Raw genomic sequence first — 15135 nt, 5'->3', positions numbered from 1 at the left:
GATGAAACAATGAAACAACACGAAACGGCAGATAATTCTCAGGGTCAGCTTTATATTGTACCTACTCCTATCGGGAATTTATCTGATATTACCCAACGTGCGCTCACCGTGTTGCAAAGCGTTGATCTTATTGCAGCTGAAGATACCCGCCACACCGGTCTGCTGCTGCAACATTTCGCCATTAACGCCCGCCTGTTTGCCCTGCACGATCATAACGAGCAACAAAAAGCAGCCATGCTGGTGGCCAAACTGAAAGAGGGGCAGAACATTGCCCTGGTCTCAGATGCCGGGACGCCGCTGATCAACGATCCGGGCTATCACCTGGTCCGCACCTGCCGCGAGGCCGGTATTCGCGTCGTGCCGCTGCCGGGGCCGTGCGCTGCCATTGCGGCGCTGAGCGCGGCGGGCCTGCCATCGGATCGTTTCTGCTACGAAGGTTTCCTGCCCGCCAAATCCAAAGGCCGTCGCGACGTGCTGAAGGCGCTGGAAGCTGAACCCCGCACCCTGATCTTCTACGAATCTACCCACCGCCTGCTGGAAAGCCTGGAGGACATGGTGGCGGTCTGGGGCGAAGCCCGTTACGTGGTGCTGGCGCGCGAGCTGACCAAAACCTGGGAGACTATCCACGGCCTGCCGGTTGGCGAGCTGCTGGCCTGGGTGAAAGAGGACGAAAACCGCCGCAAGGGCGAGATGGTGCTGATTGTCGAAGGGCACAAAGCGACAGAGGACGCGCTGCCTGCCGATGCGCTGCGCACCCTCGCGCTGCTACAGGCCGAGCTGCCGCTGAAAAAAGCCGCCGCGCTGGCGGCGGAGATCCACGGCGTGAAAAAGAACGCGCTGTATAAATATGCGCTGGAGCAGCAGGGGGAGTAACCTGGTGAGCCGTTATCAACCCCCTTTTACGATTACGTCTGCAATCCTAAATCTGGTGGTTGAGACGGGAGAATTGCTGGGTCACTGGGCTGCGTATACGGGGCGAGCTTCACCTTTGCTGCGCAAAGAGAATCGTATTCGCACCATCCAGGCATCCTTAGCCATTGAACATAATTCGCTGACAACCGGACAGGTTACAGCGATTATGGAAGGTAAGCGGGTGTTGGCCCCGGCGAAGGATATTCAGGAAGTCAGAAATGCCATCCAGGCCTATGAGCACCTGAATATCTGGCAAGCCAGTCGTCTGAAAGATTTGTTAAGTGCTCATCGACTTCTTATGAAGGGGCTTGTAGATGACCCCGGACAACTGCGTCGGGGGGATGTTGGGATCTACCGCGGTAATCAGCTGGTACATATGGCACCTCCTGCGTCTCAGGTCCCTCGTCTGGTGGGTGAGCTGCTTGGCTGGCTGAGCACCACAGACCTGCATCCGTTGATTGCCAGTTCCGTATTCCACTATGAATTTGAATTTATCCATCCTTTTGCCGATGGCAATGGCCGTATGGGTCGTCTCTGGCAAACTCTTATCCTCAGCCACTGGCGTGCCGAGCTAGCCTGGCTGCCCGTAGAAACGCTGATCCATTTTCAGCAAGAGCGGTACTACGCCATCCTTGGGCAGTGTGATAAAGCCAGTGACTGCACGGTTTTTGTGGAGTTTATGCTACGGAATCTAGCCGATGCGCTGCGCGAAAGCATCTCGACCCCGCATGGCATGTCGGAAGAAATGTCGGAAGAAATGTCGGAAGAAATGTCGGAAAAAGAGGGGGCTATCCTGCAACTTCTGATTGCCCAGCCAAAGATGACAGCCTCCGCGCTGGCCTCAATGCTTGGCGTAACTTCCCGTACGGTAGAGCGCTATCTCAGCGCCTTACAAAGCAAGGGCAAGGTACAACGAGTCGGTGCCAGAAAAGGGGGATACTGGCAGGTCTTAAGATAGCCTGCCTGTGCCTTGTCAGACGATAATCACCTCAGCGTCGCATTTGCTGAGCAACTCTTTATCCTGTCGGCTGATTCCCTGGTCCGTAATCACACAGTCAATGTCCGCCATCGGCAGCACCTGGTTAAACCCGCGACGGTTGAACTTACTCGCGTCCAGCACGGCAATGACCTTATGCGCCGCTGCGGCCATCACGCTGCTGATAGAGTAGCCTTCGTTGAAGGTAGTGATGCCGTTGGTGGTGTCGATCCCGTCGGCTCCGACAAACATCAGGTCGGCACTGATACCCGCCAGCGAGCGTTCTGCGATAGTGCCGTGCATGGAGTGGGTCTTATGGCGCACCGTGCCGCCGCAGACTACCAGCGTGATGTCTTTGTTGTCCGACAAGGCGAAAGCGGCGGGCAGGCTGTTAGTGATCACCGTGATGTTAGCTTTTTTCGCCAGCGCTTCAGCGATCAGCATGGTGGTACTGCCGCTATCCAGAATCACCGTCATCCCCTCTTCAATCATCGCCACCGCCGCCAGGGCGATGCGTTTTTTCGGGTCGCTGGCGAGGCTGTAGCGATCTTCCAGCAGCACTTCCTGGTTTTCGTTTTCAGCCAGATTACTGCCTGGCCTGGCGGCTCCGCCGTGGAAACGGGTCACCAGTCCTTTCTCTTCCAGCAGACGCAGGTCGGCCCGGATGGTGACTTCGGAGATGCCAAAAGAATTCGAAAGGTCGAGTACTAACACACTGCCGTTGGCATTCACCAGATCGACGATTTTGTTCCTTCGCTCAAATGAGTTCATTTTGTTTTGCCTGATAATTAACTTACTCCAGTTTAATCGAAGGGATGCGAAAGGTGAACGCTAGCGTTCGAAAGGAAATGTGAGCCAGCTCCGGTTGCTGGCCCTTCAACTTAGTCCAGACGCAGCAGGATTTTGCCCTGCATCGGTGAGCCATTCAGTGCCTGAATGGCACGAGCAAAACTCTCGCTGTCGCCCATATGGGCAATCAGCGGCTCCAGCTGTAATTTTTTCTCCGTTAGCAGTCGGGCAGCGGTCTGCCACTCCACGCCTGGCCATGGCGCGGAGTAGTTCATCCAGCTACCCAGCAGGGTCAGCTCTTTGCGCAGGATCTTGCCAAATGTCGCGGCAGATAAATTCAGGTCGTGATGGAGGGTTCCCACCAGCGCCAGCTGGGCACGGGGCCCGGCGATGTTGATGGCAAGGGCGACGGTTTGTGGCGTACCGGCTGTCTCGAGCACCAGTTGATCAAAACGTGTCTCCTGAAGAGCGGTCAGCATCGCCTCCGCGTTCAGGGCTTTGCTGTTAAATACCCGGGTTGCGCCCAGCGAGGTCGCCAGCGCCAGCTTGTCGTCGTTGATATCGATGGCGGTCACGCTTGCCGCGCCCAGCGCCAGCGCGCACTGCATAGCCAGCAGCCCTATGGTGCCCGCCCCTACGATAATCACGTTTTTGCCCTCGCAACCCTTAGCAAGATGGAACGCGTGTAGCCCCACGGTGATGGGCTCGATAAAGGCACCGTCCTCGATGGTCATTTCCGCAGGCAGACGGAACAGATTGGCGCGCTTCACCACGATGTACTCCGCATTTCCCCCTTCGCTGCGGGAACCGACAAACTGGTACTGCTTACACAGTGAGAAGTAGCCTTTTTCACACTCCGGGCAGGAGAAGCAGGGGAGCAGCGGGACGCAAGCGACCGCATCGCCTGTCTCCAGGTCATCGACGCCAGAACCGCACGCTTCCACGTAGCCGCTAAATTCGTGCCCCAGGGTGATGGGATAATAGTGGGCCCCTTTGGCGAAAATACGCGGAATATCTGAACCGCATAATCCCGAGCAGACCACGCGCACGCGCACGTCATCCGCAGCCTGAATATCCGGGACGGGACGCTCTTCAACGCGCACCTGGCCCTCAGCATGAATTACCACTGATTTCATGATTCACTCCAGAAAAAAGAGGGGAGCAGTGCTCCCCGGTTATTAAGAAGCCGTCTGGCTCTGTGGGGCCTCAGCGCGTTTTTCTGCTGCGCTAAAGGCACGGGCACGACGCCAGGTGAGCAGCACGCCGGTGGCGTAGATAACGCCAATCACCACGAACCCCACCAGGTTTTGCCAGGTAAAGAGCTGGATCAGCAGCCAGGTGACGGGCGAGCCGCCCTGGTCCATGGAGGCCACCATCCCACCCGCTTTCAGCGCTCCGGCATTCTCGGCCAGCTGCGTGTGCAGACCGATAGTCTGGGTGGCGATCCACAGGGTGATGCCCATGATAATGACGCCGGAGATCAGGGTGCGGAACAGGTTGCCCTGATGCACCGCCACGGCCATGGCGACGAAGAAGCCGATGGTGGCGAGGTCACCAAACGGCAGGACCTGGTTTCCCGGCACCAGCACCGCTATCAGGATGGTCAGCGGGATGAAGATCAGGCTGGCGGAGACCACCGACGTATGGCCCAGCAGCAGCGCCGGATCGAGGCCAATTAAGAACTCCTGGCCACCAAACTTCGCCTGCAAACGCTTACGCGCATGTTTAGCAATCGGCGTCAGGCCGTCCATGATCGGCTTGATGACCCGCGGCATCAGCAGCATCACTGCGGCGGTTTTTACCGCCAGCTGCAGTACGTTTTTCGCGTCATAACCAGCCAACAGGCCGATGACCAGCCCCATCACGAAACCGACGGTGACCGGCTCGCCAAACGGGCCAAAGCGTTTTTGCACGTCGTCGGCGCTAAAGTGGATGCGATTGAGTCCCGGGATCTTTTCGATGAGCGTGTCGACCAGCACCGCAATCGGGCCCAGGTAAGCGGAGGAGCCGTGCGGGATGGCAATCCCTTCGAGGCCGAAGAAGTTACGCGTGTCTTTAGCAAACCAGTCGCCCAGCTTGTAGACAAAGGCCGCATGGACTACCACGCCGAGGATCCCGAGCCAGTAAGAGCCGGTTGCCAGATGCAGCATCGCGCCGGTAAAGGTCATATGCCAGATGTTCCAGATATCGACGTTCACCACACGTGTCATGCGGGTGACCAGCATCAGCACGTTGACGCCAATCGCCACCGGGATCGCCACCAGCGCAATCTGCGAGGCCCAGGTCATTGGCGATGAGCCCGGCCAGCCGACGTCCACCACGTGGAGATTAATCTGGAACTGTTCCGCCATCGCTTTTGCTGCCGGACCAATAGAGTCGAGCATCAGGCCGATAACCAGCCCTATCCCAACAAAGCCAATCCCGATATGCAGGCCGGATTTAAAGCAATCGCCCAGCTTCATCCCCAGCAGCTTCGAGAAGATGATAATAACGATGGGCAGCATGACCGTCGGCCCCAGGTCGAGGATATACCGCATGATTTCGGTAAACATGATCTTACCCCTCGAGGATGGTCAGAATTTTTTGCTGCAGGGCTTCAATACCGACGCCCGACACAAACGGCATGCCGTGTACGACCGGTATATCGCCAAAAGTACGGTCGACTTTCGCGGTGGTGCAAATCAGGTCTGCGCCGTCCATATAGGTTTCTATTTCGGTGACCCGACACTGGACCAGATCCAGGGTGATGTTATGGGCGTCACACAGCTCTTTGATCTCTTCGGCGGCCATGGTGGAGGTGGCAACAGCGCCGCCACAGGCAACAATAACTTTGCGTTTCATAGGGTACTCCTTCTTATTATCAGTATGTTATGAGGCCTGCTTGCAGGGTTCGGCCATCAGGATGGCCTCCTCAAACAGAGCCCCCAGCTGGTGGTCCGGCGCGCTAAGTAGCGCCTCCAGCATGGTTGGGTTTTGCAGCTCACTAAATAACCGGCGCAGCAGGGTGAGCTGCGCCGCAGGGTTTTCTACGATCAGCGCGATAATCAGCGACACGGCAATCTCAGCGTCGTCGTCGGCCTGCTGAAAATGCACCGGTCTGTCCGGGCGGATCAGATAAAGTGCCGGTTCTTTGGCGTGAATTGCCTCGCAGTGCGGAATGGCAACCGCATGATGTTCAAGGGCGATGCCGGTTGGGAATACGGCTTCCCGTTCCAGCAGTGCGGCGGGGTACGTTGTATGTACCACTCCCTTCGCCAGCATCTCCTCACCGATATGAGCCAGCGCCTGCTGGCAGGTGGCAAAATCAATGCCGGTACGGACAAACAGTTTGCTCATGGATCCTCCAGGTCTCAGGCGGCGTCAGGCGTACAGCCGTAGCGGTACGCGCGTAACACGTCCTGTATTTTGTCGACGATCAGCGCCTGCGGTGTGGCGTCGAGAGCGCAGGCAGTGACGCGTTCAAACTGCACCGGCAGATACTGGCTGATCAGCCCCAGCGGTAGGGTCAGGGTGTCCAGATTGGCGAGCAGTTTGTCCACGCTCTGACGAATGCGCGGATGCGGCCAGTAGTAGCGGATGCGGTCTGACAGACTAAAGTGAATATCCACCATCGCCTGGCTCCAGGTCGGGCGATAGTATTTTTTCCAGTAATCCGGCTCGTTCAGCATCACCTCGTCGATCACCTCCAGCACGCGGCTGCGGTTCTCCGGGGCGATCAGCGCCGCTTCCATCTGCGCGAGGGCAAAAATTGCCTCTCGCAGGGCGAAGGTGAGGGCCGGGCCGACCTTCAGGATCGCAAAGTGATCCCGCACCAGCGCCCGGTACGCCTGGCGTGACTGGTAATCGGTGGAGTGGGCTTCATAGACCATCGGCATTTGGCGGATCCAGCCTGACAGCGCTTCGGCAGCGAGCGGCTGATAGTGGATGATCTGGGTATGATCGAATTCGACGCCGGGCTGGACCACGATAGCAATCACGCGGGTCATCGCCGCATCCAGCGCCAGCGCGTGGAACGCCGCCTGATGCGTTTCGAGGGTACGGGCGGCGTCCTCCACGCGGGTGACATGTACGCTGTCGATGCTGCTGGCCTCGCCGCCCGGCACCGGTACTTCGGTACCGATCACGTAGGTCAGTGCCGCTTTCTGCGCGTCGGTGGCCATCTCTTCCGCCGCCTGGCACAGTCGTGCCGCCCGCTGGGCCACCACCACTGGATCTAAAGGCACGGGGTCGTCGGCGCAGGACATCGACGCATCGAGATGGATTTTGCTGAAGCCCGCGGCCACATACGCCTTAATCAGCGCCACGGCTTTCTCCATTGCCGTGTCGGCGGGCTCGTTCTGCCAGCAGTTGGGCCCCAGATGATCGCCACCGAGGATCAGCCGTTCGTTCGGGAAGCCAACCTTTTCGGCGATGTTCAGCACGAAATCGCGGAAGTCGGCCGGCTTCATGCCGGTATAGCCACCGTACTGATTGACCTGATTAGATGTGGCTTCGATCAGCACGCTGTTGTTGGTCACCAGATCAAAGCGCAAGGCGGCTTCAATCACCAGCGGGTGCGCTGAACAGACGGAACAGATGCCGAGATGCTCTCCCGCTTTATGGCGGGCAATAATATTTTTCACCGTTTCCTCCGGTTTGTGGGGTTCAGAGTTTGCCTTCGCAGCCGCAGTCATGAATGACTTTGCGGACCACCTCTTTCATGGCGGCTTTGGCGGGGATCATGTAATGACGGGGATCGCTGGCGTCAGGATGAACGGCCAGGTAACTTTTCAGGGCGTCTGAAAACGCAATTTTCAGCTCGGTGGCGACGTTCACTTTGCAGATGCCGAGGCTGATAGCCTGGCGAATGTCGGCGGCAGAAAGACCCGATGCACCGTGCAGCACCAGCGGCACCTCGATCTGATTGCGGATCTCCGCCAGGCGTTCAAAATCGAGTTTTGGCGTGGCGGTATAGAGGCCGTGGGCGGTGCCGATGGCGACGGCAAGAGAGTCGATGCCGGTCAGCGCCACGAACTCGTGAGCCTGCTGCGGATGGGTATAAAGGGCGTCTTTGCTGTCGACCACCAGGTCATCTTCCTGCCCACCCAGCCGTCCCAGCTCCGCCTCAACGCTGACGTCATAGCGATGGCAGTAATCGGTGACCCGTTTCACCAGCGCCACGTTGTCGGCAAACGGCAGGTGCGAGCCGTCGATCATCGCCGAGCGCACGCCTGCCTGTACTTTCTGCGCGATGTCGTCGAATGTTTCGTGATGATCGAGGTGGATCGCCAGCGGCTGGTTATAGGTCTTTGCCAGATCGCCCGCGATAGCCACGATGTTGCCGATCCCGGCATAGCTGAAAGTGCCAGGCGTCCCGGCCACAATCAGCGGCGAGCGTAGCTCGGCAGATGTCTCAACGACCACCTGCAGCGTTTCGAGATTATGAATATTGAAAGCCGGAACCGCGTAGCCGTCTCGCTGAGCCTTCGTGAGCATCGCTTTGGTCGAAATGATGTACATCCTTCCTCCGAAACCTTTCGTTTGTTTTCTTCGAAAGAAGATATAGTGTTTCGGAATGCTTTTTTGTGATTGATCTCGTAAAAACGAAAGAATCGAAAGTGAAAGGAAGGTTGCGAAAGAACGAAAGGCAAAAAAAAAGCATGGCCGAAGCCATGCTAAAAGAGGTTTACTGCAAACTCAGGTCACAGGTGCCGGGTTAAAGACCGCCAGCTGGTTGTGTAATCCCCACTGATCGGAGAAGGTTTTCTTGCGACCGCTGGCCACGTCGAGAATGAAGTGGAACAGCTTCCAGCCCACGTCCTCAATGCTTTCTTCGCCGGTGGCGATAGTGCCCGCGTTAATATCCATCAGGTCAAACCAACGGTTCGCCAGCTCGGTGCGGGTCGCCATTTTAATGACCGGAACTGCCATCAGGCCGTACGGCGTACCGCGCCCGGTGGTGAACACCTGCACGGTGATCCCGGAGGCCACCTGCTGGGTGCCGCAGACGAAATCGCTGGCCGGCGTGGCGGCATAGATCAGGCCGCGTTTGGTTGGACGCTGCCCTGGGGAGAGCACCTCGACAATGGCGCTCTTGCCCGATTTGGCGATAGAGCCGAGGGCTTTTTCCACCACGTTCGCCAGACCGCCTTTCTTATTGCCCGGAGACGGGTTAGCGCTGCGGTCGGTCTTGCCCATATCGAGATAGTTATCGTACCAGGCCATCTCTTCCAGCAGGCGTTTGCCCACCTCTTCGTTGATGGCGCGCGGGGTGAGCAGGTGGATCGCATCACGCACTTCGGTCACTTCGGAGAACATCACCGTGGCGCCGCAGCGCACCAGCAGATCCGAGGCATAACCCACCGCCGGGTTAGCGGTCACGCCGGAGAAGGCGTCGCTGCCGCCGCACTGCATTCCCACTACCAGCTCAGAGGCCGGGCAGGTTTCACGCTTGCGCTGGTTCAGTTTTGCCAGATGGCGCTCTGCAACCTGCAGAATGTCATCGACCATGGAACGGAAGCCGACGTGCTGTTCATCCTGCAAACGCACGATGCTGGCGCTATCCACTGGGATAGCCTGGGTATCTTCGGTACCCTGTAACAATTTCTCTGGTACCAGTTTTTCGCAGCCAAGGCCCACCACCATCACTTCGCCGCCGAAGTTCGGGTTCAGCGCGATATTGTGGATGGTACGGATCGGCACAATCGCCGCCGGGGCGTTGATTGCCACGCCGCAGCCGTACAGGTGGTTCAGACCCACCACGCCGTCGACGTTCGGATATTTTGGCAGCAGGTCGCGCTCGATGATCTTCACGACGAAGTCGACTACCCCCGCCACGCAGTGCACGCTGGTGCTGATGCCGAGCAGGTTTTTGGTGCCGACGCTGCCGTCCGGATTGCGGAAGCCTTCGAAGGTGTAGCCTTCCAGCGCTGGTAGCGGTTCCGGGACGCGGGTCGCCAGCGGCAGGGTATTCAGCGGCGGTGCTTCCGGCAGGGCCACCAGCGACTCGTCAATCCAGCTGCCCTGCGGGATCGCCCGCACGGCATAGCCAATGACTTCGCCATAACGCACGATTTCGCCCTGCGCCGGGATATCAACCAGCGCCACTTTATGACCCTGTGGAATATGCTCGATCAGTTCGAGCCCATCCGGGAAACGCGTTCCGGCTTTTAACCCCTGATCGTTAACAATAATCGCCACGTTATCGGTGTCGTGCACCTTAATATAAAACGCGCCCGGCGACGTTTGTCGAATTTCGATGTCGGCCATTGTCCAGTATTCTCCAGCGAGTGGGGGATAATTAATTCGTAAAAGAGTAACTGTATTTTCTTGTTATCGGAAATAAAGACTCTGCTCAGTGGAATAAAGAATGTCAGGCGCGTGGAATTAAAAACGTGATCGCGATCACTCATTTTTGACCTGAGCCTGCGCATAAGGGGGGCAATCGTGAAATCTGTGCATCAGCGCCCAGGCGGTTGTGCATTTGCTCAAAATATTATTCATATGGATATTCATAATTGAGCGGTTACACAATGCACCTCTCAGGGTGGTTGATTATACTCATTAACGATTCATGGTATCGGATTAATTATCCGCATTTGCCTGCCATTACTGAAATAATCAGGAATGCCTCTTTCTTAAAACAATAAAAATAATTTCATTGATGTACCAGAGGAAATAAAAATGTTGCTGGATACTACCGTTGAAACAAAAAAGGTTGCCCCTACCCGTTATTTAATATTGTTAATAATATTTATTGTTACCGCAGTCAATTATGCCGACCGCGCTACGCTCTCTATTGCCGGTACGGAAGTCGCCAAAGAGCTGCAGTTAAGCGCTGTGTCGATGGGCTACATCTTCTCCGCCTTCGGCTGGGCCTACCTGCTGATGCAGATCCCCGGCGGCTGGCTGCTGGATAAGTTCGGCTCGAAAAAGGTCTATACGTACAGCCTGTTCTTCTGGTCGCTGTTCACCTTTATGCAGGGGTTTGTCGATTTCTTCCCGCTGGCCTGGGCGGGCGTGTCGATGTTCTTTATGCGCTTTATGCTCGGCTTCTCGGAGGCACCGTCCTTCCCGGCCAACGCCCGTATCGTGGCGGCCTGGTTCCCGACCAAAGAGCGCGGCACGGCTTCGGCGATCTTTAACTCGGCGCAATATTTCTCGCTGGCGCTCTTCTCTCCGCTGCTCGGCTGGCTGACCTTCGCCTGGGGCTGGGAACATGTCTTTACCGTGATGGGCGTTATCGGCTTTGTGCTGACCGGCCTGTGGGTGAAGCTGATTCATAACCCAACCGATCATCCACGCATGACTGCCGAAGAGCTGAAGTTCATTAAGGACGGCGGCGCAGTGGTCGACATGGACCATAAAAAGCCGGGCGACAAAGCGGCCAGCGGTCCGAAGCTGCATTACATCAAACAGTTATTGTCCAACCGCATGATGCTGGGCGTATTTTTCGGGCAATACTTTATCAACACCATCACCTGGTTCTTCCTCACCTGGTTCCCGATTTATCTGGTGCAGGAGAAGGGGATGTCGATTCTGAAAGTCGGTCTGGTGGCTTCTATTCCGGCGCTGTGCGGCTTTGCCGGTGGCGTGCTGGGCGGGGTGTTCTCAGATCATCTGATTAAGAAAGGCAAGTCGATTACCGTGGCGCGTAAGCTGCCGATTGTGCTGGGCATGCTGTTGGCCTCCTCAATCATTCTGTGCAACTACACCAACAACACCGCGCTGGTGGTGGCTTTGATGGCGCTGGCTTTCTTCGGTAAAGGGTTTGGTGCCCTGGGCTGGCCGGTGATTTCCGATACCGCACCAAAAGAGATTGTTGGGCTGTGTGGTGGTGTGTTTAACGTCTTTGGCAACGTAGCGTCAATCGTCACTCCGCTGGTGATTGGCTATCTGGTCAGTGAACTGCATTCGTTCAACGCGGCGCTGTTGTTTGTAGGGTGTTCCGCGCTGATGGCGATGTTCTGCTACCTGTTCGTAGTGGGTGACATCAAACGTATGGAATTGCAGAAATAAGCAAAGGTATAAGCGATGAGTAACGATATTTTCCCGAACAAATTTAAAGCGGCCCTCGCGGCACATCAGATTCAGATCGGCTGCTGGTCTGCACTGGCAAGCCCAATCAGTACAGAAGTGTTGGGGCTGGCAGGTTTTGACTGGCTGGTACTGGACGGTGAACATGCGCCGAACGACATCACTACCTTTATCCCGCAGCTGATGGCGCTGAAAGGCAGCCACAGCGCGCCGGTGGTGCGTGTTCCGACTAATGAGCCGGTGATCATCAAGCGCCTGCTGGATATCGGCTTCTACAACTTCCTGATCCCGTTTGTGGAAAACGTCGAAGAGGCGGTGCAGGCGGTGGCCTCCACCCGCTATCCGCCAGAAGGCATTCGCGGCGTGTCGGTTTCCCATCGCGCCAATATGTTTGGCACCGTGCCGGACTACTTCGCCCAGTCGAACAAAAACATCACCATCCTGGTCCAGATTGAGAGCCAGCAGGGCGTGGATAACGTCGATGCCATCGCCGCCACTGACGGCGTGGACGGCATCTTCGTCGGCCCAAGCGATCTGGCGGCCGCCTTCGGTCATCTGGGTAATGCGAATCACCCTGAAGTTCAGCGCGCCATTCAGCACATCTTTGCCCGCGCCAAAGCGCACGGCAAGCCTTGCGGCATCCTGGCACCGGTAGAAGCCGATGCCCGCCGTTATCTGGAGTGGGGTGCGACCTTTGTGGCGGTCGGTAGCGACCTCGGCGTGTTCCGCTCCGCAACGCAGAAGTTAGCGGATTCCTTTAAGAAATAACCACCCCTGAGAGAGAGAAACGTTATGACACTGAAAGTTGGTTTTATTGGCCTGGGTATCATGGGTAAACCAATGAGTAAAAACCTCATCAAAGCAGGTTACTCACTGGTGGTTGCAGACCGTAACCCGGAAGCCATTGCCGAAGTGATTGCCGCAGGCGCAGAAACCGCTGCCACGGCAAAGGCGATTGCTGAGCAGTGCGATGTGATCATCACCATGCTGCCAAACTCCCCGCACGTGAAAGAGGTGGCGCTGGGCGAAGGCGGCATTATTGAAGGGGCTAAACCTGGCACCGTGCTGATCGACATGAGCTCTATCGCTCCGCTGGCCAGCCGTGAAATCAGCGAAGCGCTGAAAGCAAAAGGCATCGACATGCTGGATGCGCCAGTAAGCGGCGGCGAGCCAAAAGCCATCGACGGCACCCTCTCTGTGATGGTGGGCGGCGACAAGGCGATTTTCGACAAATATTACGATCTGCTGAAAGCGATGGCCGGCTCCGTGGTGCATACCGGTGAGATTGGCGCGGGTAACGTCACCAAGCTGGCAAACCAGGTGATTGTGGCCCTGAACATCGCGGCGATGTCCGAAGCCCTGACCCTGGCGACCAAAGCGGGCGTTAACCCGGACCTGGTGTATCAGGCGATCCGCGGCGGCCTGGCGGGCAGCACCGTGCTGGATGCCAAAGCGCCAATGGTGATGGATCGTAACTTCAAGCCTGGCTTCCGTATCGATCTGCACATCAAGGATCTGGCCAATGCCCTGGATACCTCCCACGGCGTAGGTGCCCAGCTGCCGCTGACCGCGGCGGTAATGGAGATGATGCAGGCCCTGCGTGCCGACGGGCTGGGAACGGCCGACCACAGCGCCATCGCCTGCTATTACGAAAAACTGGCGAAAGTGGAAGTCTCTCGCTAACAAAGACGGGCGCGGAAACGCGCCCGCTATTTTTGCCTTAAGCGGTAACAGGCTATAACTATGAAAATCGTAATCGCCCCTGACTCTTACAAAGAAAGCCTGTCTGCCACCGAGGTAGCGCAGGCGATAGAAAAAGGCTTTCGGGAGATCTTTCCCGATGCAGAGTATGTTTCGGTTCCCGTGGCGGATGGCGGGGAAGGAACGGTTGAAGCGATGATTGCCGCCACCAATGGCACGATGCAGCACGCGGTGGTGACGGGCCCACTGGGCGAAAGCGTTAACGCCTGCTGGGGGATCTCCGGCGATGGCGTGACGGCGTTCATTGAGATGGCCGCGGCAAGCGGACTGGTGCTGGTGCCTCCTGCCCAGCGCAACCCGTTGATTACTACCTCCCGCGGCACAGGCGAGCTGATCCTCGCGGCACTCGATAAAGGCGCGCGCAATATCATTATCGGGATCGGCGGCAGCGCCACCAACGACGGCGGTGCCGGGATGGTGCAGGCGCTGGGCGCAAAACTGACCGATGCCAACGGTACCGAAATCGGCCACGGCGGCGGCAGCCTGATGGCGCTCAACAATATTGATATTTCGGCGCTCGATCCGCGCCTGAAACACTGCGCGATCCGGGTGGCCTGTGATGTGAGCAATCCGCTGATCGGCGAGCAGGGCGCATCCCGCATCTTCGGGCCGCAGAAAGGGGCCACGGAAGCCAACATCGTCGAGCTCGACAACAATCTTTCCCACTACGCTGATGTGATTAATACCGCGCTGCGTATTGATGTCAAAAATGTCCCTGGCGCAGGCGCAGCCGGCGGCATGGGCGCTGCGCTGATGGCGTTCCTCGGCGCGGAGCTGAAAAGCGGCATCGAAATCGTCACCCAGGCGTTGAACCTCGAAGAGCATATTCATGACTGCACCTGGGTGGTGACGGGTGAAGGGCGTCTGGACAGTCAAAGTATTCACGGCAAAGTGCCGGTGGGCGTGGCGCGCGTTGCCAGCAAGTACCATAAGCCGGTGATCGGCATTGCTGGCAGCCTGACCAACGACGTCGGCATTGTGCATCAGTACGGTATCGACGCGGTATTCAGCGTCCTGACCAGCATCAGCACTCTGGAAGAGGCGTTCCGCGGCGCGTTTGACAATATTTATCGCGCTTCGCGCAATATTGCCGCCACCCTGCGGGTCGGGATGCTCACCGAAGGGTGACAGCGGGGCGCAAACCCTCTATACTGCGCGCCGAAGCTGACCAGACAGTCGCCGCTTCGTCGTCGTCCCTTTCGGGGGAGACGGGCGGAGGGGAGGAAAGTCCGGGCTCCATAGGGCAGGGTGCCAGGTAACGCCTGGGGGGGAAACCCACGACCAGTGCAACAGAGAGCAAACCGCCGATGGCCCACGCAAGTGGGATCAGGTAAGGGTGAAAGGGTGCGGTAAGAGCGCACCGCGCGGCTGGTAACAGTCCGTGGCACGGTAAACTCCACCCGGAGCAAGGCCAAATAGGGGTTCACATGGTACGGCCCGTACTGAACCCGGGTAGGCTGCTTGAGCCAGTGAGCGATTGCTGGCCTAGATGAATGACTGTTCAACGACAGAACCCGGCTTATCGGTCAGCTTCACCTTCTTTTAAACAAAAACCCCGCTTCGGCGGGGTTTTTGCTTTCAGCACCTCTGCCGACTTTTACATACAAAATTGTTTATATACTTCATCACAGATCGACATCCGTAATTGAAAAATACTCCCGGGGTTCTTCCCTGACAGATAA

Annotated in this window: 14 protein-coding genes and 1 other RNA gene; 7 read left to right on the top strand and 8 right to left on the bottom strand. The window is 57.3% G+C overall.

The features are described from left to right. Positions 1–9: 9 nt before the first annotated feature. Both rsmI and V7Q49_RS15530 read left to right on the top strand, forming a co-directional pair. Complete coding sequence (gene rsmI / locus V7Q49_RS15535) at positions 10–873, top strand: 16S rRNA (cytidine(1402)-2'-O)-methyltransferase (protein WP_333853357.1); 864 nt, start codon at positions 10–12, stop codon at positions 871–873. 4 nt (positions 874–877) lie between these two features. Further along, complete coding sequence (locus V7Q49_RS15530) at positions 878–1870, top strand: Fic family protein (RefSeq protein ID WP_333853355.1); 993 nt, start codon at positions 878–880, stop codon at positions 1868–1870. Positions 1871–1885: 15 nt separating this feature from the next. Here the strand turns inward: V7Q49_RS15530 and V7Q49_RS15525 are convergent, their stop codons facing one another. The 8 genes from V7Q49_RS15525 to garD form a co-directional block, all read right to left on the bottom strand. Continuing rightward, positions 1886–2659, bottom strand: a complete 774-nt coding sequence (locus V7Q49_RS15525; RefSeq protein WP_333853353.1) for a DeoR/GlpR family DNA-binding transcription regulator — start codon at positions 2657–2659, stop codon at positions 1886–1888. 110 nt (positions 2660–2769) lie between these two features. After that, complete coding sequence (gene gatD, locus V7Q49_RS15520) at positions 2770–3813, bottom strand: galactitol-1-phosphate 5-dehydrogenase (RefSeq protein WP_333853351.1); 1044 nt, start codon at positions 3811–3813, stop codon at positions 2770–2772. A gap of 42 nt (positions 3814–3855) precedes the next feature. Then, positions 3856–5229: a PTS galactitol transporter subunit IIC gene (locus V7Q49_RS15515; RefSeq protein WP_333853350.1), complete on the bottom strand. Its 1374-nt coding sequence runs from the start codon at positions 5227–5229 to the stop codon at positions 3856–3858. Positions 5230–5233: 4 nt separating this feature from the next. Then, on the bottom strand, positions 5234–5518 hold the full coding sequence (gatB, locus tag V7Q49_RS15510) for a PTS galactitol transporter subunit IIB (RefSeq protein ID WP_032614370.1): 285 nt from the start codon (positions 5516–5518) through the stop codon (positions 5234–5236). 27 nt (positions 5519–5545) lie between these two features. Next, positions 5546–6013, bottom strand: a complete 468-nt coding sequence (gene gatA / locus V7Q49_RS15505; RefSeq protein ID WP_333853348.1) for a PTS galactitol transporter subunit IIA — start codon at positions 6011–6013, stop codon at positions 5546–5548. Positions 6014–6027: 14 nt separating this feature from the next. After that, positions 6028–7299, bottom strand: coding sequence for a tagatose-bisphosphate aldolase subunit GatZ (gene gatZ, locus V7Q49_RS15500; RefSeq protein WP_333853346.1), 1272 nt, complete (start codon positions 7297–7299; stop codon positions 6028–6030). Between the two features lie 22 nt (positions 7300–7321). Beyond that, complete coding sequence (locus tag V7Q49_RS15495) at positions 7322–8176, bottom strand: tagatose bisphosphate family class II aldolase (protein WP_333853344.1); 855 nt, start codon at positions 8174–8176, stop codon at positions 7322–7324. 177 nt (positions 8177–8353) lie between these two features. Beyond that, on the bottom strand, positions 8354–9925 hold the full coding sequence (garD, locus tag V7Q49_RS15490) for a galactarate dehydratase (protein ID WP_333853342.1): 1572 nt from the start codon (positions 9923–9925) through the stop codon (positions 8354–8356). 414 nt (positions 9926–10339) lie between these two features. Here garD and V7Q49_RS15485 point away from each other — a divergent pair, with 414 nt between their 5' ends. From V7Q49_RS15485 to rnpB, 5 genes are all read left to right on the top strand, one after another. After that, complete coding sequence (locus V7Q49_RS15485; RefSeq protein WP_333853340.1) at positions 10340–11674, top strand: MFS transporter; 1335 nt, start codon at positions 10340–10342, stop codon at positions 11672–11674. Positions 11675–11689: 15 nt separating this feature from the next. Continuing rightward, positions 11690–12460, top strand: coding sequence for a 2-dehydro-3-deoxyglucarate aldolase (gene garL, locus V7Q49_RS15480; protein WP_333853338.1), 771 nt, complete (start codon positions 11690–11692; stop codon positions 12458–12460). Between the two features lie 24 nt (positions 12461–12484). Further along, positions 12485–13375, top strand: a complete 891-nt coding sequence (gene garR, locus V7Q49_RS15475; RefSeq protein WP_285111637.1) for a 2-hydroxy-3-oxopropionate reductase — start codon at positions 12485–12487, stop codon at positions 13373–13375. A 60-nt stretch (positions 13376–13435) separates the two neighbouring features. After that, positions 13436–14581, top strand: a complete 1146-nt coding sequence (garK, locus tag V7Q49_RS15470) for a glycerate 2-kinase (RefSeq protein WP_333853336.1) — start codon at positions 13436–13438, stop codon at positions 14579–14581. Between the two features lie 32 nt (positions 14582–14613). Continuing rightward, positions 14614–14991, top strand: an RNA gene (gene rnpB / locus V7Q49_RS15465) — RNase P RNA component class A. Positions 14992–15135: the final 144 nt, after the last annotated feature.

It is taken from the genome of Leclercia sp. (genome assembly GCF_036780805.1).
Lineage (GTDB): Bacteria > Pseudomonadota > Gammaproteobacteria > Enterobacterales > Enterobacteriaceae > Enterobacter.
The sequence above is the reverse complement of the archived record's forward strand: the minus strand, read 5'-3'. Positions and strand labels throughout refer to the sequence as shown.